The following is a 17,994-nucleotide window of genomic DNA, read 5'->3' on the forward strand; positions in this document are numbered from 1 at the left end:
GGTCATGCAAACGTCTGGTCGAAACACCTTTGAAAAAGCGATCCCGGGGTTCGAAATCCGGGCCCCTGGGGTCTGCGGTCACACTCGCGCGCCCCTCCTAGAGGCGCTGCATGACATCCGTGTGACCCCAGGTGACAGCCGTGTGAAAAAAGCCGGCCGGTCTACTCCGCCGCAAGCCGGAAGGAGGCGCGGGACCCGAGGAAACGGCCCGCGGCCTCGCCCGCCAGGTGGGTGATCCGGCCTTCGCAGACCGTCGCCTCCACCGCGCGGGTACGCGGGTTCACCACCACAAGGTCGGCCCGGCGGCCATAGTCGATCACGCCCCGGTCCGGCAGCCGCAGGATTTCTGCCGGGCCGGCCGAGATCAGCGCCCAAGCGTGCGGCAGGTCGAGGATGTTCTCGTCCACCAGCCGGAACGCGGCCTGCAGCAGCGATGGGTAGTGGTGGTCCGAGACCAGCGCATCGCAAAGCCGTTGCCGGACAAGATCCAGACTGCCCGGACATCCCGGCCGCACACCGCCGCGCAGCAGGTCCGGCGCGCCAAGGACGACCGGATCGCCCACCGCCTTGGCCAGCGCGGCAGCGGCGCGACGCGCCGGGAACACGCACAGCTTCGCGCCGATCTGCGAGTGGTATTCCCGCGTCTCGCCGTCCGCATCGCGCAGGCTGCCGTAGCTGACGCCCAGGGTATCGAAGGCCTCCGCCAGCCGGCAGAGGAAGCGCGGCACATCCCGGCGCATGGCGCGTGCGGCACGGACGGCGGCGTGGTGGTCCTCAGGCGTGCGACCGGCCTGCGATGCCCATTGCGCCAACCGCACGGGATCGACCTCGGCCAGAAGGCCCGCCTCGTCCAGCGTGTTGGCGAAGAGCACGAGGTCGACCCGGTGCCGCCGGACCGCGGCCAGCAGCCGGTCCTGCGTGTCGGCGGTGTGCGTCTCGCAACGGATCTGCACCCGCAGATCGGTCAGCGCGCGGCGGCCGTAGGCATCGAGCGCGCGCAGCAGAGCCTCGGCCCGGTCCGGGGCGCGGTTGCCGCCTTCCCAGCTCCAGGCTTGCGATATCCACCCGGTGGTCACGCCGTTGGCGGCGGCATCGAGGTCCGTGGCGCGCAGGGCGGTGTCCAGAGGGATCGCGTCGCCGGGACGCGGGGCAAGGTGGCGTTCGAAGGCGCTGCCGTGCAGGTCGACGATCCCCGGCAGCACGAGGTAGCCGCTCAGGTCGACCTCGGGCAGGGGACCCTTGGAAATCCGGCCATCCTCGAACGCCACGGAGCGCTGCTGAAGAGCGCCGTCACGGAGCACCGTGGCACCTGTCAGGCGCAGGCTGGAGGGCGGGGTGGTCATGGGTCCTGCTCGATACGGTCGGGGTCCTGCGCGTATAGCGCGGCAATGTATCAACGGGGTGACATGGGCCCTGTGCGGACGGCATGTGGAGAAGCGCCGCCTTTCGCCGCGCGCTCAACGGTTTGGGTCGCTGGCGGCCTGTGCGTATCGGGGCTGCGGGCGGGGGCGGCAGTCTTGCGGCGAATCAGGGGGTCAGTCTTCGTCGCCGCCGCCACCCCGGCCGCCATGAGATGTGTGATCCGAGACCCGCGTTTCGCCAAGCGCCAGGTCCGTCAGAGGATCGCCGCCCGCGCCTCCGGTCAATGACCGCGGACCGTCCATGTCTCGAGACGTTCCGCGGCGGATGTGCCTTTTCGTGAACGCAGTGGGCCGGCCCATCCCGTGCAGAAGCAAAATTTGGCAATGAACAGCCCCACGCCCGCATCGCCCACCATCGAAACCCCTCCCTCAAATCGCGACACCGATGTGCCCGGTCCCGCACACCTGCGTGGCGTCACCGAACTGTCGCCTTGACCCATCTGTACCCGCCGCCCGCTTTGCGCCAATCTGCGCGCGATGTTACGTGCTTTCTTCATCGACAACGCCACTCTCACTCCGGCGCAGGCGGATGTCCCGCTCGACGGGGCCCGGTGGATCGACCTTGCCTCACCCACCACGGAGGAGGCGGCCCGGGTCGGTGCGCTTGGCTTCGAGGTGCCGAGCCTTGCCGACATGGAAGAGATCGAGGTGTCCAACCGCCTCTACCGCACCGGCGAGGTGGAGGTGCTGACCGTCGCGCTGCCCGGCACCGGCGCCGACGGCAAGCGCGGCTTCGGTCCGGTGGCCTTCATGCTGTCGCCGCAGCGGATGATCACCGTCCGCTACCACACGCCGCGCTCGTTCGAGACCTTCCCGGATCATGCCGTCACCTCCAGCGCCGGATGCGCCACGCATCTGCACCTGTTCCTCGGCCTGATCGAGGAGATCGTCGCCCGCATCGCCGACCTGATCGAAGGCACGGGCCGGGAACTGGACAAGGCAGCCCGGGACCTGTTCGAGGGCGACGAGCCGGAGGACCTGCTTGAGGAAATGATCCGCATCGTCGGCCGCCGGGGCGAGGAACTGGCCAACTACCGGCTGTCACTGCTGTCGTTGGAGCGGGCGCTGACCACCTTTTCGCTGAACCTGCCGCCGAAGGCCGGGCAGGGGCTGAAGCAGGTGCTGAAGGCCCACACCCGTGACATCCGCTCGCTCGTGGTCCATGCCGATTTCCTGACCGGGCGCGTGGCGCATGTGACGGATGTGATTCTGGGTATGGTAAGCCTGCAGCAGTCGGACGCCAACCGCACGCTGTCGGTGGTCGCGGTGCTGTTCCTGCCGCCGACTCTGGTCGCCTCGATCTACGGTATGAACTTTCCCTACGTGCCGGGCATGGACCAGCCGTGGGGCTGGTTGATTGCGACCGGGTTGATGGCGGGGTCTGCACTCGGGAGTTTCCTGTTCTTCCGCTGGAAAAGGTGGCTATGACGGGCATGTGAGCGAACGGCGCTGCCCTGCGCATGATGGCGCATCGCCCGTCGAGTCAGCCGCCCAGTTGCCCCAACAGCAGCGCCATCAGAAGGCCCGCCGTGACAGCGATGCCGGTCCAGTAGCGGTCTTCACGGAACGCCTGCGGAAAGACCTCGGTCGCGAGGCTTGCCGTCACCGCGCCCGCGGCAAAGCAGCGGATGGCGGCGATCCATTCGTCGGAGGCGCTCTCCAGTCCGAAATAGCCCCCGAGTGCCGCCGCCGAAAGCAGCGTCGCGGTCGCCGCCCATAGAGCCACGGCCTTGGCCTTCGGCATCCCGTCAGAGGTCATGGTCCGCGCGCCGCCCGCCGCTTCGGGGAGGTTCGACAGGAAGATCGACCCGGCAAGCGCCGCGACCTCCAGAGGCCCCGCGCCGATCAGCGCGGTCCCGAGCGCGAGGTTTTCGGGGATGCCGTCCAGCGTCACCGCCAAGAGGAGGCCGAATCCCCCGGCACCGGACACGGCCCGCTTCACCCAGACGTCGAGGCCGGTGAACACCACCGCGCCCGCCGCCACCGCCCCGACGACGATCCAGAGCGGCGCGCTTTCCGTCGACGGACGGATCAGTTCGTCCATGACCGAGACGATCAGCGCGCCGCCCGCCATGGCGACGATGAAGCCCTCGGTCCGGTCGCCAAGATGCAGGTACGCGCCCCACAAGGCCCCGGCGAGAAGGGCGAAAGAGACGATCAGGACGACGAGGAACACGGTCATGACGGGTGAATGCCGTGGGGGACGAAGTGGTTCCGGCGATCGTTGTGCGCCGCTGTTGGACGAGCCGGTCGTCTCAGATCACAGTGGCGTGCCGGTCGTGAACAGGGCCGCCTTCGCGCGCCTTTGCCTTGACCCGCCGCCCACCGCCAGCTATACGCGCGAGCGTCGACAAGGCAGGAATTGCCGCGGCAAGGACGAGCAGGGCCGGAACCACCGGCCCTCTTTGTTTTGCGGCATGCCTGAAATGACCAACCCACCCAAGACCGGCGGAGACAACCGCTCGGCCAGAATAGACCGATGTAAAGGAAACACACGCCACATGGCTCAAAACGCATCCATGGAAGAATTCGAAGCCCTCCTTAACGAGAGCCTCGAAATGGACACCCCGGACGAAGGTTCGGTTGTCAAAGGCAAGGTCATCGCAATCGAAGCGGGCCAGGCCATCATCGACGTAGGCTACAAGATGGAAGGCCGCGTCGAGCTGAAGGAATTCGCTGAACCCGGCGAGCAGCCGAACGTTCAGGTCGGCGACGAAGTGGAGGTCTTCCTCCGCGCCGCCGAAAACGCCCGTGGCGAAGCCGTCATCTCCCGCGAGATGGCCCGCCGCGAAGAGGCATGGGACCGTCTCGAGAAAGCCTACGCAGACGACGCACGCGTCGAAGGTGCGATCTTCGGCCGCGTCAAGGGCGGCTTCACCGTCGACCTCGGCGGTGCCGTGGCCTTCCTGCCCGGTTCCCAGGTCGATGTGCGCCCCGTGCGCGACGCAGGCCCGCTCATGGGTCTAAAGCAGCCGTTCCAGATCCTCAAGATGGACCGTCGCCGCGGCAACATCGTGGTGTCGCGCCGTGCGATCCTCGAAGAGTCCCGCGCCGAACAGCGCGCCGAAGTCATCGGCAAGCTGCAGGAAGGCGATTCGGTTGACGGCGTGGTCAAGAACATCACCGAGTATGGCGCATTCGTCGATCTCGGCGGCGTTGACGGCCTGCTGCACGTGACCGACATGGCATGGCGCCGCGTGAACCACCCGTCCGAGATCCTGTCGATCGGTGAGACTGTCAAAGTGCAGGTCATCAAGATCAACAAGGAAACCCATCGTATCTCCCTCGGCATGAAGCAGCTGCAGGAAGATCCGTGGGATCTGGTCGGCGTGAAGTACCCGCTGGGCTCCGTCCACAAGGGTCGCGTCACCAACATCACCGATTACGGCGCCTTCGTGGAGCTGGAAGCCGGTGTCGAGGGCCTGGTCCACGTCTCCGAGATGTCCTGGACCAAGAAGAACGTGCACCCCGGCAAGATCGTCTCCACCTCGCAGGAAGTGGACGTCATGGTGCTGGAAATCGACCCGACCAAGCGTCGCGTGTCGCTTGGTCTCAAGCAGACCATGCGCAACCCGTGGGAAGTGTTCTCCGAAACGCACCCCGAGGGCACGCAGGTCGAGGGCGAGGTCAAGAACATCACCGAATTCGGTCTGTTCATCGGCCTGCCGGGCGAGATCGACGGCATGGTGCACCTCTCCGACCTCAGCTGGGACCAGCGCGGCGAGGAAGCCATCCAGGAATACCGCAAGGGCGACATCGTCCAGGCCGTGGTGTCCGAAGTCGACGTCGAGAAGGAGCGCATCTCGCTCTCCATCAAGGCGCTGGGTGGTGACAAGTTCGCCGAGGCAACCGGCGGCGTGAAGCGCGGCTCCATCGTGACCGTCGAAGTGACGGCCATCGAGGACGGCGGCATCGAGGTGGAATACGAAGGCATGAAGTCCTTCATCCGCCGTTCCGACCTGTCCCGCGACCGCTCCGAACAGCGCCCCGAGCGTTTCTCGGTCGGTGACAAGGTGGACGTTCGCGTCACCAACATCGACATGAAGACCCGCCGTCTGGGCCTGTCGATCAAGGCACGCGAGATCGCCGAAGAGAAAGAGGCCGTTGAACAGTACGGTTCCTCCGACTCCGGCGCATCGCTGGGCGACATCCTCGGCGCGGCCCTGAAGGGCGGCGACGAGTAATCGTCTCACCTTTTGAATTTGGGAAAGGCCCTCGCTTCGGCGGGGGCCTTTTCTTTTGGTCGTGCGGGATCCACCAGACCTGTACGCGCCAAAGGATCGGCTTTGACAGGGTCGCTGTGCCGTAGTGCAGCGGCGGCTATCGCATCCACCAGTCCGGCGGCGACCAGCGGTCACCCGGTGCGCGGGGCGGCAGGTTCAGGTCGCGGCGGATTCGGGCGTCGAGGTGGGGGCCGTTCACAAGGGGCTGGCGTTCAGGGCGTCGGCGGAACAGGCGTCGGAACATGAGGGTTCTCCATGGTTTCGGATGCCTTCAGGATGGTCGGGGCACGGGATTTCGGCGATCCGGTTCCTGCGTCTTGCCGCTCCGGATCCTGCGGCAAGTGCGGCAACGAAAGCGCTCGCATCCTGCCGGACGATTTCCTATCGTCGGACGCGACGGAAACCGGGGGAGGGCGCCATGCGGATGGCCATCGTGATCGTCGGGCTGTGCGTGTGCACGGCGGCAGCGGCTCAGGACATCGTTCTGCCGGCCGAGGATCCCGGCATCCGCCAGAATGCCCCGCAGACCGGCACCGACCTCGTTATGAAACCTGTCACCGTGCAGGGCCAGAACCAGCTGCGCGGCCGTTACGGTGCGGCCTGGTCCGAGGGGGAGGTGAAGAGCCGCGCCGCCCAGACCTGCGCGGAGGGCGGCATGCGGCTGATCTACTTCAAGCCGGGCGGCAGGGACGCGAAGGGCCGGACGGAGTTCGCCGCCGTCTGCCAGTGATGACGCACCCAGCCACCCGGTCAAGCGGCGCGAATCGTCGCGGCAGCCGGGCGGGGCGCCGCGGGCGGGCCGGGCAGGGACGTGCCTGATCGTTGCGATATCCACACACTTTTGACGCGAAAAGCTCGCAAACCGCTGCAAAATCACGGTTTTCCCACGGTTTCCCCTGTTCCCGTATCGAAAACAGATGCGTATAGTCCCACCTAACGTGTCTCGAGAACCGAAGGCACGACGAGGGGGAAGTGAGATGATCAGATCTGAACTGATCCAGAAGATTGCGGACGAGAACCCGCATCTGTATCAGCGTGACGTAGAGCGGATCGTGAACACGATCTTCGAAGAGATCACCAACGCCATGGCCCGGGGCGATCGGGTCGAGCTGCGGGGCTTCGGGGCGTTTTCGGTCAAGAAGCGGGACGCACGGATCGGTCGGAACCCCCGTACGGGAGATTCCGTTGAGGTCGAAGAGAAACACGTCCCCTTCTTCAAGACCGGGAAGCTTCTGCGGGACCGCCTGAACGGGAAATAATCAATGCGTTACATTCGCTACGCCATCTACGCGGTGCTGGCCATCGTGCTGGTCGTCGTCTGTCTCGCCAACCGCGGAACCGTGACGCTGAGCACGCTGCCCGACGGCCTGGCGGCGATCCCGGGCATGGGCTGGCTGGCCCTGTCCGTCGAGGTGCCGCTGTTCATCGTCGTGCTGGGCGGGCTGCTTCTGGGCTTTGCCATCGGCGAGCTGTTCGAATGGCTGCGCGAGTACAAGTACCGCGCCGAAGCGTCGCGCAAGAAGGCCGAGGTCAAGACGCTGGAGCGCAAGCTCAAGCGGACTCAGGATGAGCGCGACAAGGACAAGGACGAAGTCCTGGCGATCCTCGACCAGTCTCACTGACGGGCTGCCAGCCTGTCCCGGATGCACGGCGTTCCCACGAAACGCCGCGGCCCGGCCCTGAACGGAGGCAACCATGGCCGACGTGCGCGTCAAGATATGCGGATTGAAGACCCCGGGCGACGTGGAGGCAGCGGTGGCCGCCGGCGCGGCCTATTGCGGTTTCGTCTTCTTCCCGAAAAGCCCGCGCAACATCGCGATCCAGACCGCCCGCGACCTTGCCGTGACGGCGCCGCCGGGTCTGGCCAAGGTCGCGCTGGTGGTCGATCCGGACGACGACCTGCTGGAGCGGATCGTGGCAGACGTGCCGCTCGACATGCTGCAGCTTCACGGCCACGAGACGCCGGAGCGGGTGACGGAGATCCGCGCCCGCTTTGGCCTGCCGGTGATGAAGGCGGTGGGCGTGGCGTCGGAGGAAGACCTGCCGAAGCTCGGGCTTTATGCGCAGGTCGCCGACCAGTTGCTGATCGACGCGAAGCCGCCGAAGGACGCCACGCTGCCGGGAGGCAACGGGCTGGCCTTCGACTGGCGCCTGATCGCCGGGCGCCGCTGGCCGAAACCGTGGATGCTGGCCGGCGGGCTGACTCCGGAGAACGTGGACCGCGCTGTGGCCATGACGGGCGCCGCGCAGGTCGATGTCTCGAGCGGTGTGGAATCCGCGACCGGGGTCAAGGATCCGGCCAGGATCGCGGCGTTTGTCCGTGCCGCGCAGGGCGCGGAGGCCGTGCCGCGGCTCTGATCCCACCCCGCTGCAGCGCGGCGGCGGTCCGTCGGCATGGGCGCGTTCTTCGCTCTCCGACCTCCGGATTTTCCTTGGGTTCCGGAACATTGCACCCTTGCACGCGTTGTACGTGTTGGAGGCGTACGGGCATGATGAATGACACGATGACACCGGTGCGCCAGCGTGCCGGAGCCGGCAGAAGCAGCGTGGGTCAGAGCCGCACATGACTCGTCCCGTGTTCATCGTCGACGGCGCCCGGACGCCATTTCAGCCCACACTCGGAACGGAATCCGCGTTTTCCGCGGCCGATCTTGCGGTGCAGTGCGGGCAGCAGCTTCTCCTGCGCCAGCCCGTGCCCGGCGATGCCATCGGCATGGCCATCGTCGCCACCGCCCCGACCGAGACGGAGGGCGATCTGGCGCGCGATGCGGTGCAGCGGCTGGAACTGCCTCCCGCCTGCCAGACACTGACACTGCGGGACAATTGCGGCGCCGGGATGCAGGCGCTGAGCCTTGCGCTCTGCATGGTGAGCGAGGGGCACAAGGACATCGTGCTCGTGGGCGGGGCGGACGTGCCCAGCCGTGCACCGATGGTCTATCGGTCAGAGGCGTCCTCGTGGTTCGGCGAAGTGGCCAGCCGCCGCGCGCCGCTGTCCCGGGTCCGGGCGCTGGCGGACGGCCACCCCGAGTACCTTCTGCCGGTGCGCGCGCCCGGGCGCAAACCCGATGGACCCGCCAGCAACCCGGCCCTGATCCGTGCCGCCGAGACAGCCGCCTACCGCTTCGGGATCGACCGGGCCAGCACCGACGCCTATGCCGCGCAAAGCCATGCGCGTCTGTCCGATGCGATTGCTGCCGGCCGTGTCGAGGCCGAAGTGGTGCCCGCGTTCCATGCGGACGGCAAGGTCACCTCGTCGGACCGCGCGCTGGCGCATGTCTCTGCCGAGCGTCTGGCGCGGCTCAGCCCCCTGACGGATGCGCCCTTCGGCAGCCTGACGACCGGCAATGCGGCGGTGCCCGGGGAAGGGGCCTGCTGGCTGATGGTCGCCTCCGAGACGGCCGTGGACGATTTCGGACTGACCCCGATTGCCCGGGTGAGCGACAGTGCCATCGCGGGCGCGCAGGAAGCGGATGCCGGTATCGCGCCCATCATGGCGGCCCTGCCGGCGATGGCGCGGAACGGATGGACCGCACAGGACGTGGGTCTGTGGGAGATCAAGGAATCGACTGCGGCCCAGGTTCTTGCCTGTGCCGCGGCGGCCCAGGATGACGCCTTCTGCCGGGACACGCTTGGCCTTGACGGGGCGACTGGCGCCATCGATCCCGACCGGCTCAACGTCGACGGCGGGGCCATTGCGCTCGGGCTGCCGGTGGGCGCCGACTGTTGCCGGATGGTGCTGCATCTGGCCCATGCCATGGGGAACCGCGGTGTGAACAAGGGCGTTGCGATGGCGTCGATCGGGGGCGGTCAAGGTGCGGCTCTGCTCATGGAGCCGGCATGACCGCGTTGGTGCCGGATAACGCGTTCCCGGAAACGGAGAACTGGCGCCCCGAGCGGAAGGGCGGTCAGGTCACCTTTTGGCTGGACTGCGCCCGGGCCGGTCCAAACCGCGTCACCCGGCAGGTTCTCGACGAACTGAACCGGCTGCTCGACGTCATCGCTGCCGACATGCCGGATGCCGTGATCCTGCGCGCCCGCAGGCCCGAGGGCTTGGCCGACGGGCTGCCGCCGGAAGACCTGACCGACCTCGAGAGCGCGGCGGCGCAGGACCTGGCAGAGGCGGGGGCCAGCGTGCTCGACCGGTTGGCAGGGTTGCCCTGCGCCACCGTCGCGGTGATGCACGGCCGCACGTCGGGCACCGGCCTGTCGCTTGCGCTGGCCTGCGACCACCGCATCGGGATCGAGGGGATGACCTGCGCCTTCCCGGAAATCTGCCTCGGGCTGCATCCGTTCATGGGCGGCACGGTCCGCCTGACCCGGATGATGGACCCGCTGGAGGCGATGCAGATGATGCTGACCGGCGCGCCGCTGACCGGCGTGCGGGCCAAGGCCCTAGGTCTCGTCGATGCGCTTGTGCCGGAGTGCCACGTCAGCGAAGCCGTGCGCGCGGCGGTGGAGCGGCGGCTGGACCGGACGGAAAGCCTGCGCACCGCGGCCATGCGTCTGGGTCCCGCCCGCCGCATGTCCGCAAGCCGCCTGCGCTCTGAGTCGGAGCATGTCACGCCCTATGCCTTCTACCCGGCGCCCTTCGCGCTGATCGCCCTGTGGGAGGAACACGGGTTCGACCCCAAGGCCATGCAGCAGGCCGAGACTGCCTCGTTCTCCCGCCTGGCGGAATCCGCCGCGTCTCGCAACCTGACCCGCGTTTCCCGTCTGCGCGCCGCGCTGGAGGCCCGGAACGATGAACCGATCCGCACGGTGCACGTGATCGGCGCCGGCAAGCGCGGGACCGAAATCGCCGCCTGCATTGCTGCCGGTGGCCTGCGCGTGACGCTGGAGGACCCGTCGCTCGACCAGCTGGGGCAGGCGGTGCACCGGACCGCGCGTCTGTGCGACGAGACGGGGCGCCCGGCAGCGGACCGGCAGGCGGCGCTCGACCGCCTGATCCCCGATCCCAAGGGGCATGGCCGGTCGCGGGCGGACCTTGTGATCGCCACCGGCGACGAAGAGATTGCCGACCGTCACGAACTGCACAGGGCGCTGGCCGACGTGATGGCACGCGGGGCCCTTCTGGTCAGTGCCACGCCGCACCTGCGGCTTGCCGAACTTGCCGGTCTTGTCCGCAGCCCGTCGCGCCTTGCCGGGCTGCGGTTCTCCGAGGACGTGCCCGGGCTGGTAGAGGTCACGGCGCATCGCCAGACCGATCCGAAGACACGCGCCCGGCTGGCGGCCTTCATCACCTGCCTGGGCCAGTTGCCGCTGGCCGTGATGGACGCGCCCGTCGGCCTGGTGGAACGCCTGATCGCCGCCTACCTGATGGAGGCGATGGTGATGATCGACGAAGGCCACGACAAGCGCGATCTGGACTGCGCGGCGCTGGGGTTCGGCATGCCCATGGGCCCGGTCACGCTGGCGGACAAGCTGGGTCTGGATCGCTGCCTCGCGCTGTTCCACACGGTGACCGAGACATCCGACTGCGCGGTCGCCGCCATCCCCGGCTGGTTGCCCGAAATGGTCGAGGACGGACACACCGGGATCGCCACGGGCACCGGCCTTTACCTCTACGCAAAGGGAGAGAAGCCGCCCCTGTTGCCGGTGGAGCCTGCCTCACCCGATATCTCTGACCGGCTTGTCCTGCCGATCTGCGATGCCGCTGCAAGTTCGCTGCGACGCAAGATCGTGGCGGACGCCGACACCGCCGACGCCGCAGCCGTGCTGGGAATGGGGTTCGCGCCGTTCCGCGGCGGGCCGCTGCACTATGCGAAGGTGCGGGGCGGGGTGCCTGACCGCCTGCGTACGCTGGCGGCACGGCACGGCGAACGCTTCATGCCAGATGCGGGCTGGGGCGGGCTGGCTTAGCTCCATCCCTTGGCCGCGCCTTACTCGGCGGCGAGGTCCAGCACGCGTTCCGGCGGGCGGCCGATGACGGCACGGTTGCCGCGCACGAGGATCGGGCGTTCGATCAGCTTCGGCTCAGCCACCATGGCGTTCAGCAGCGCCTCGTCCGGGTCGTCCTTCGACAGTCCGTGTTCGCGGAAGGCGGCCTCCTTGGTGCGGACCATCTCGATGGCGGGGACGCCCAGAACCTTGTGCAGCGACTCGAGTTGTTCGAACGACGGCGGCGTGTCGAGATAGCGGAAGACCTCCACCTCGTAGCCCTTGTCTTCGAGCAGCTTCAGCGCCTCGCGCGACTTGGAGCAGCGCGGATTGTGCCAGAGGATCATAGCCATTTCTCCCGATCCGTGCCGACAGCGTCGGCGACAGTCCTGAAATTGTCCCGCGCGAGAAGCGCATCAAGGCCGCGGGCGATCTCTGCGCCCAGCCCAAGGCCACCGTAGACCAGCGCCGTGTAAAGCTGAACTGCCGAGGCGCCCGCCCGGATCTTGGCATAGGCCTGCTCTGCCGTCGACACCCCGCCCACGCCGATCAGCGGCAGACGCCCCTCGGTTAGCTGCGACAGGCGCGCCAGAACGCGGGTCGATTTCTCGAACAGCGGCTGCCCTGACAGTCCACCGGTCTCGCCCCTGTGCGCCGACCGCAGGCCGTCGCGCGCCAGCGTCGTGTTGGTGGCGATCACACCCGCCACGCCTGAAGACAGCGCAACATCGGCCACGTCTTCCAGCCCCTGCGCATCGAGGTCGGGCGCGATCTTGAGGAAGACGGGCAGCGGTTTCGGAAGCGCGTCCCGCGCTGCCATCACCCCTGCCAGCAGGGCGGACAACGCCTCTTTCCCCTGCAGGTCGCGCAGCTTTTCGGTGTTGGGCGACGACACGTTCACCGTCGCGAAGTCGAGGTACGCGCCGCAGCGGCCCAGCACCTTGGCGAAGTCCGCCGCCCGGTCGTCGCTGTCCTTGTTCGCGCCGAGGTTCAGACCCAGCACCATGTCGCGCGGGCGGTTTTTCAGCCGGGAGGCCGCCGCCTCCATGCCCTGGTTGTTGAAGCCGAAGCGGTTGATCGCCGCCGCGTCCTCCGTCAGCCGGAAGAGCCGGGGGCGCGGGTTGCCGGGCTGCGGACGCGGGGTGATGGCGCCGACCTCGACGAACCCGAAGCCCGCGCGCGACAGCGGCATCAGCGCCTCTGCATTCTTGTCGAACCCGGCGGCCAGCCCGATCGGATTGGTCAGATGAAGCCCCGCCACCTCTGTCCTGAGGCGTTCCGAGGTCACGAGCCCGGGCAGCGGCGCGACCCCGGCCTTCAGCGCACGCAGCGCCCAGGTGTGCGCGTCCTCCGGGTCCAGCCGGTGCAAGACCCCCAGCCCGATGCGTTCAAGCGCGTTCATCCGAACACCTCCCCCGTCTCGGCAGGGGCACAGCGGACCAGCCGCGAGTCGGCCACCGCCGCCTGCCGGTGGATCACCGCGCGGGCATAGTCCGGGTCCTTGACCATCGCCATGAAGGCATGGGCGGACGGGTAGCGCGCGATGAAGACGTGATCCCAGCCCTCGCCCTCCGGCCCGATCAGCGTGGTGCGGAACCCGCCGCGCCAGAGGATGTGCCCGCCGACCTTCGCCAAGACCGGACCGCTTTCGGCCCCGTAGCGGGCGTAGGCCTCCGCCCCGGTCAGGCCCGCGCCGCTGAGCGGGTGATCCTCCGGATAGGCGGCCCGGTCACGCAGGCGCACGAGGTTCAGCATCTCGCAGGGCTCGTCGCGGTCGAGCCCCTTGAAGGCGTCGAACTGCGCCCGCGTGGGATCGACATGGCTCACGCGAAGGTCTCCGGGAACTGGTGGACGCCATCCCTGAGGGGCAGGGGCTGGCACCACGTCACATGCGCCAGGGTCAGCGGCCCGTAGAAATGCGGGAAGAGCGCGCCGCCGCGGGATTCCTCCCATTTGAGCGCATCGCCCATGCGGTCGGTCTCCAGCTCCGCCAGCATCAGCCCGTCCTCTTCGGCAAAGTGCTTCGCCGCGGTTTCCCGCGCCTGTTCGGCGGTCGAGAAATGGATGAAGCCGTCGGCGATATCCACCGGCGCGCCCTCGGTTGCGCCCCGGGCGCGCAGGTCCGACCACTCGTCGGCTCTCAGGATCTTGTAAATCAGCATGTCATCCTGTTGCCGGGGATCGTGCCGCCGGTCAATCCCCGGCCTGCCCGCGGCGGCCTAGTCGTGGGGCTCAAGGCCCCGTGACCCGCATTCGTGCACCGCCGTCATCGAATCGTCGCCTGACGTTGCGATATGCGGTTTCAGGCTTTGACTCTTTGGTCCAACCGGGGTCTGCTGACGAGATAAAACAGTTCTGACAGAGAGGTCTTTCATGTACCGCCTGATGACCAGCGCCGCCGCATTCGCCCTGATCGCGGGTGCCGCGAGCGCCGATTATTCGCTGACCATCCTGCACACCAACGACTTCCACGCCCGGTTCGAGCCGATCTCGGCCTACGATTCCGGCTGCTCGGCAGAGGACAACGACGCCGGTGAGTGCTTCGGCGGCTCCGCACGCTTGCAGACCGCGATCAACGAGGCCAAGACCCGGACCAACAACTACATCCTCGTGGACGGCGGCGACCAGTTCCAGGGCACGCTGTTCTACACCTACTACAAGGGCAAGCTTGCCGCCGAGATGATGAACCAGATGGGTTACGACGCGATGACCGTGGGCAACCACGAATTCGACGACGGCCCCGAGGTCCTGCGCGGCTTCGTTGATGCGGTGGAATTCCCGGTGCTGATGTCGAACGCCGACATCTCCGGCGAGGACCTGCTGAAGGACTCGATCATGAAGTCCACGGTGATCGAGAAGGGCGGCGAGAAGATCGGCCTGATCGGCCTGACCCCGCAGGACACCGACGAGCTGGCATCGCCCGGCAAGAACATCATCTTCACCGACCCGTCCGAGGCCGTGCAGGCCGAGGTCGACAAGCTGACCGAGGAGGGCGTGAACAAGATCATCGTCCTGTCGCACTCCGGTCTGAACGTCGACAAGAAGGTGGCCGAGAACACCACCGGCGTCGACGTGATCGTCGGCGGTCACGACAACTCGCTCCTGTCCAACACGCAGGAAGGCGCGAAGGGCCCGTACCCGGTCATGGTTGGCGACACCGCCATCGTGCAGGCCTACGCCTACGGCAAGTTCCTCGGTGAGTTGAACGTGGTCTTCGACGACGAGGGCGTGATCACCGAAGCCAAGGGCGAGCCGATCCTGCTGGACGGCAGCGTGGCCGAAGAAGAGGGCACCAAGGCGCGCATCGCCGAGGCCGCAGCGCCGCTGGACGAGATCCGCAACGAGGTCGTGGCCGAAACCTCCGACGCCATCGAGGGCGACCGGTCGGTCTGCCGCGCGGTGGAATGTCCGATGGGCAACCTCGTGGCCGACGCCATGCTGGACCGCGTGAAGGACCAGGGCATCGAGGTCGCCATCGCCAACGGCGGCGGCCTGCGCGCGTCCATCGACGCGGGCGAGGTAACCATGGGCGAAGTGCTGACCGTTCTTCCGTTCCAGAACACGCTGTCGACCTTCCAGGTGACCGGCGCGACCCTGGTCGAGGCGCTGGAGAACGGCGTGAGCCAGATGGAAGACGGCGGCGGCCGCTTCCCGCAGGTCGCGGGCATTTCCTTCACCGTCGATCCCTCCGCAGAACCGGGCAGCCGGATCTCCGAGGTCATGGTCGGCGGGGAACCCATCGATCCGGAAAAGACCTACGGCGTGGTGTCCAACAACTACGTCCGTAACGGCGGCGACGGCTACAAGATGTTCGTGGACGCGCAGAACGCCTATGACTTCGGCCCCGACCTCGCCGACGTGACGGCGGAATACCTCGCGGAGCAGGGCCCCTACGCGCCCTACACCGACGGCCGCATCAAGGTCCTTGGCTCGGAGTAAGATCACACCTCAAATTCCGAACGAGGGCGGTGCCGCAAGGTGCCGCCCTTTTTCATTGGAGGTGCCTCAAAGGCGAGATGGAGGCTCCGGCCCCGCTGCCTGCGGCAACCGCCGGGGGGGTGGACGAAGATGAAGGAGACGCCTCGGCGAAGCGTGGCCGCGGCTTCACCTGGATGGAAATACCTTGGGGGAGGCTCGAAGAGCCGGGGGCAAAGCCCCCTTGCCGACGATCAGAGAAAGGGGATGTTCAGCTTGGTGACGCTGCAGCGCGATTGACCGGATGCAGGGCGGGGCTATGCGCCGCCCTGCGCGTCGGTCTTTTGGGGGCCGCAACGCGCGAAGGTGCCGGCGGTCAAAAGGTTGCAGCGCGGTCCCGCGCGGGCGGCGCGATACGTTGCATCGTGCGCGGCTGGCGGTTGGGTGACGTCAGATGTTCAGGGCAGGCAGCGGGAGATCAGGACGGCTGCGCGACCTGCGCTCTGAATGGTCACGTAATTCGCTCGTTCACTCCGCGGCCATGCCCTCGGTGAACTGGAGGCGGGCCAGACGGGCGTAGAGGCCGCCTTCCGCCACCAGAGCGTCATGTGTGCCCTGTGCCACGATCCGGCCGTGGTCCATGACCACGATGCGGTCCGCCTTCTTCACCGTGGCCAGACGGTGCGCGACGATCACCGTGGTCCGACCTTCGGCCAGCGTGTCGACGGCGCTTTGCACCAGCCGTTCGCTTTCGGCATCGAGCGCCGAGGTCGCCTCGTCCAGAAGCAGCACCGGCGCATCGCGGAGGATCGCGCGGGCGATGGCCACGCGCTGTTTCTGGCCACCCGACAGCATCACGCCGCGCTCGCCCAGCCAGGTCTCGTAGCCGTCCGGCAGCCCGGTCAGGAAGTCGTGCGCGGCCGCGGCCCGTGCTGCAGCCTCGACCTCCGCGTCCGACGCGTCGGGGCGGCCGAAGCGGATGTTGTCGCGCGCGGAGGCGGCGAAGATCACCGGGTCCTGCGGCACGAGCGCGATGTGCTGGCGGAAGGCGTCACGCGACATCTCGGTCAGCGCCACGCCGTCCAGCGTCACCCGTCCGAAGGCCGGATCGTAGAACCGCTGGATCAGTTGCACGATGGTTGTCTTGCCGGCACCGGAGGGGCCGACCAGCGCCACGGTCTCGCCCGGGGCGATGTGCAGCGACACGCCGTCCAGCGCCGAGACGCCGGGCCGCGAGGGGTAGGAAAAGTGCACGTCGTCGAAGACTATCTCTCCGCGGACGGGCGCGGCCAGCGCCACCGGCTGGGCGGGGTCGTTGACCGTGTCCTCTGCCTGCAGCAGGTCCACCAGCCGCTCCGTCGCACCGGCGGCGCGCTGCAGTTCGGAGAAGGTTTCCGACAGCGCGCCCACGGCGCCCGCCACCATGACGGAGTAGATGACGAACTGGATCAGCACACCGGCGCTCATGTCGCCCGCACGCACGTCCCACGCCCCGATCCAGAGCACGCCGACGATCCCGGTGAACACGAGGAAGATGACGATCATCGTCAGGGCGGCGCGGGTCCAGATCCGCTTCTTGGCGGCGACGAAGCTTTTCTCCGTCACGTCGGAGAAGGCGGCGCGCGACAGGGTTTCATGCGTGTAGGCCTGCACGGTCTGCACCGCGCTCAGAGCCTCCGACGCGTTGCCGGATGAGGCGGCGATCCAGTCCTGGTTCTCGCGGCTCAGCACCCGCATCCGGCGCCCCAGCACGAGGATCGGCACCACCACCAGCGGCACGATCAGCAGCACGAGGCCGGTCAGCTTGGGCGAGGTGAAGAGCATCAGCACCAGCCCGCCCGAGAACAGCAGCACGTTGCGCAGCGCGATGGAGATGGAGGAGCCGATCACCGACAGGATCAGCGTCGTGTCGGTGGTGATGCGGCTCAGGACCTCGCCGGTCATGACCTTCTCGTAGAACGAGGGCGACAGGCCGATCACCTTGTCGAAGACTGCCTTGCGGATGTCGGCCACGACCCGTTCGCCCAGCCGGGTCACCAGCGCGTAGCGCATCGCCGTGCCCACCGCCAGCAGCGCGGCGATCCCCAGTGCGGCGGCGAAGTACTTGTCCAGCAGCGCGCCTTCGGCATTGAAGTTGTCGACCACCCGGCGCACGGCCATGGGCAGCACCAGCGAGACGCATGCGGTCAGGATCAGCGCGCCGATGGCGGCGATGACCAGCGCCCGGTAGGGACGGACGAACGGCCAGAGCGCGCGCAGGGCGCCGACGTTCTTCGACTTCTCGCGCTCCTCGCCGGGGGCGTTTGCCGGGGTACGGGCCATGTCCTCTCCTTCGTCATCGCGCGTGTGGCGTTGTGGCCACGGCAGGCGTCCGGGTCAAGCGACTTGAGGACGCGGGGCAATGGCGCAACAGGCGCTGCGCTCAGCCATCGTCGGAGACGGGCATAGGGTGCGCGGCGTCAGGCGTTCGGCGATGGGAATGGAGCGGGTACACGGGATCGAACCGAGATAACCTGCTTGGAAGGCAGGGGCTTTACCATTAAGCTATACCCGCTCGG

At 67.7% G+C, this 17,994-nt stretch carries 17 protein-coding genes and 1 tRNA gene; 9 read left to right on the forward strand and 9 right to left on the reverse strand.

Features of this window, described 5'->3' with window-relative positions:
- Nucleotides 1-161 precede the first annotated feature (161 nt).
- Nucleotides 162-1,343 (reverse strand): alpha-D-ribose 1-methylphosphonate 5-triphosphate diphosphatase, encoded by a 1,182-nt coding sequence (locus QNI11_RS02780; RefSeq protein WP_283982256.1) that lies wholly within the window; start codon nucleotides 1,341-1,343, stop codon nucleotides 162-164.
- 555 nt (nucleotides 1,344-1,898) lie between these two features.
- Here QNI11_RS02780 and QNI11_RS02785 point away from each other — a divergent pair.
- Nucleotides 1,899-2,849 (forward strand): CorA family divalent cation transporter, encoded by a 951-nt coding sequence (locus tag QNI11_RS02785; protein WP_283982257.1) that lies wholly within the window; start codon nucleotides 1,899-1,901, stop codon nucleotides 2,847-2,849.
- Nucleotides 2,850-2,904: 55 nt separating this feature from the next.
- On the opposite strand, the gene QNI11_RS02790 is transcribed toward QNI11_RS02785, so the two are convergent.
- Complete coding sequence (locus tag QNI11_RS02790) at nucleotides 2,905-3,603, reverse strand: ZIP family metal transporter (protein WP_100927966.1); 699 nt, start codon at nucleotides 3,601-3,603, stop codon at nucleotides 2,905-2,907.
- Nucleotides 3,604-3,847: 244 nt separating this feature from the next.
- Here QNI11_RS02790 and rpsA point away from each other — a divergent pair, with 244 nt between their 5' ends.
- On the forward strand, nucleotides 3,848-5,605 hold the full coding sequence (rpsA, locus tag QNI11_RS02795; RefSeq protein ID WP_283983476.1) for a 30S ribosomal protein S1: 1,758 nt from the start codon (nucleotides 3,848-3,850) through the stop codon (nucleotides 5,603-5,605).
- Nucleotides 5,606-5,741: 136 nt separating this feature from the next.
- On the opposite strand, the gene QNI11_RS02800 is transcribed toward rpsA, so the two are convergent.
- A complete protein-coding gene (locus tag QNI11_RS02800) occupies nucleotides 5,742-5,888 on the reverse strand; it encodes a hypothetical protein (RefSeq protein WP_157814932.1) in 147 nt (48 codons plus the stop codon).
- A 174-nt stretch (nucleotides 5,889-6,062) separates the two neighbouring features.
- Here QNI11_RS02800 and QNI11_RS02805 point away from each other — a divergent pair, with 174 nt between their 5' ends.
- The 6 genes from QNI11_RS02805 to QNI11_RS02830 all read left to right on the forward strand — a co-directional run bounded on the left by QNI11_RS02805 (nucleotide 6,063) and on the right by QNI11_RS02830 (nucleotide 11,503).
- Nucleotides 6,063-6,374 (forward strand): hypothetical protein, encoded by a 312-nt coding sequence (locus QNI11_RS02805; protein WP_100927965.1) that lies wholly within the window; start codon nucleotides 6,063-6,065, stop codon nucleotides 6,372-6,374.
- A gap of 247 nt (nucleotides 6,375-6,621) precedes the next feature.
- Nucleotides 6,622-6,903: an integration host factor subunit beta gene (gene ihfB, locus QNI11_RS02810; RefSeq protein ID WP_005860332.1), complete on the forward strand. Its 282-nt coding sequence runs from the start codon at nucleotides 6,622-6,624 to the stop codon at nucleotides 6,901-6,903.
- Nucleotides 6,904-6,906: 3 nt separating this feature from the next.
- Nucleotides 6,907-7,266 carry a LapA family protein gene (locus tag QNI11_RS02815; RefSeq protein WP_100927964.1) on the forward strand — a complete coding sequence of 120 codons (360 nt, stop codon included), beginning with the start codon at nucleotides 6,907-6,909 and terminating at the stop codon, nucleotides 7,264-7,266.
- A 73-nt stretch (nucleotides 7,267-7,339) separates the two neighbouring features.
- Nucleotides 7,340-8,002: a phosphoribosylanthranilate isomerase gene (locus QNI11_RS02820; RefSeq protein ID WP_283982258.1), complete on the forward strand. Its 663-nt coding sequence runs from the start codon at nucleotides 7,340-7,342 to the stop codon at nucleotides 8,000-8,002.
- Between the two features lie 205 nt (nucleotides 8,003-8,207).
- Complete coding sequence (locus tag QNI11_RS02825; protein WP_283982259.1) at nucleotides 8,208-9,485, forward strand: acetyl-CoA C-acyltransferase; 1,278 nt, start codon at nucleotides 8,208-8,210, stop codon at nucleotides 9,483-9,485.
- Entirely contained in the window at nucleotides 9,482-11,503 is a 2,022-nt protein-coding gene (locus QNI11_RS02830) for an enoyl-CoA hydratase-related protein (RefSeq protein ID WP_283982260.1), read from the forward strand. Before QNI11_RS02825 ends, QNI11_RS02830 begins: the two co-directional genes overlap by 4 nt.
- A 20-nt stretch (nucleotides 11,504-11,523) precedes the next feature.
- Here QNI11_RS02830 and arsC read toward each other — a convergent pair whose 3' ends face one another.
- From arsC to QNI11_RS02850, 4 genes are read right to left on the reverse strand one after another with little or no spacing between them, the layout of a single operon-like run.
- Nucleotides 11,524-11,874: an arsenate reductase (glutaredoxin) gene (gene arsC / locus QNI11_RS02835; RefSeq protein ID WP_283982261.1), complete on the reverse strand. Its 351-nt coding sequence runs from the start codon at nucleotides 11,872-11,874 to the stop codon at nucleotides 11,524-11,526.
- Nucleotides 11,865-12,923 carry a quinone-dependent dihydroorotate dehydrogenase gene (locus QNI11_RS02840; protein ID WP_283982262.1) on the reverse strand — a complete coding sequence of 353 codons (1,059 nt, stop codon included), beginning with the start codon at nucleotides 12,921-12,923 and terminating at the stop codon, nucleotides 11,865-11,867. The genes arsC and QNI11_RS02840 overlap by 10 nt, the downstream gene beginning before the upstream one ends.
- Complete coding sequence (locus tag QNI11_RS02845; RefSeq protein WP_100927958.1) at nucleotides 12,920-13,348, reverse strand: DUF1330 domain-containing protein; 429 nt, start codon at nucleotides 13,346-13,348, stop codon at nucleotides 12,920-12,922. The genes QNI11_RS02840 and QNI11_RS02845 overlap by 4 nt, the downstream gene beginning before the upstream one ends.
- Complete coding sequence (locus QNI11_RS02850; RefSeq protein WP_283982263.1) at nucleotides 13,345-13,683, reverse strand: DUF952 domain-containing protein; 339 nt, start codon at nucleotides 13,681-13,683, stop codon at nucleotides 13,345-13,347. Before QNI11_RS02850 ends, QNI11_RS02845 begins: the two co-directional genes overlap by 4 nt.
- 211 nt (nucleotides 13,684-13,894) lie before the next feature.
- Here QNI11_RS02850 and QNI11_RS02855 point away from each other — a divergent pair, with 211 nt between their 5' ends.
- Nucleotides 13,895-15,460: a bifunctional UDP-sugar hydrolase/5'-nucleotidase gene (locus QNI11_RS02855; protein WP_283982264.1), complete on the forward strand. Its 1,566-nt coding sequence runs from the start codon at nucleotides 13,895-13,897 to the stop codon at nucleotides 15,458-15,460.
- Between the two features lie 504 nt (nucleotides 15,461-15,964).
- Here the strand turns inward: QNI11_RS02855 and QNI11_RS02860 are convergent.
- Together QNI11_RS02860 and QNI11_RS02865 are read right to left on the reverse strand one after the other, a co-directional pair.
- Nucleotides 15,965-17,758 carry an ABC transporter transmembrane domain-containing protein gene (locus tag QNI11_RS02860; protein WP_283982265.1) on the reverse strand — a complete coding sequence of 598 codons (1,794 nt, stop codon included), beginning with the start codon at nucleotides 17,756-17,758 and terminating at the stop codon, nucleotides 15,965-15,967.
- A 158-nt stretch (nucleotides 17,759-17,916) separates the two neighbouring features.
- A tRNA-Gly gene (locus QNI11_RS02865) sits at nucleotides 17,917-17,990 on the reverse strand.
- Between the last annotated feature and the right edge of the window lie 4 nt (nucleotides 17,991-17,994).

Origin of the sequence: Sagittula sp. MA-2, assembly GCF_030126985.1 — a bacterium.
GTDB lineage: Bacteria > Pseudomonadota > Alphaproteobacteria > Rhodobacterales > Rhodobacteraceae > Sagittula.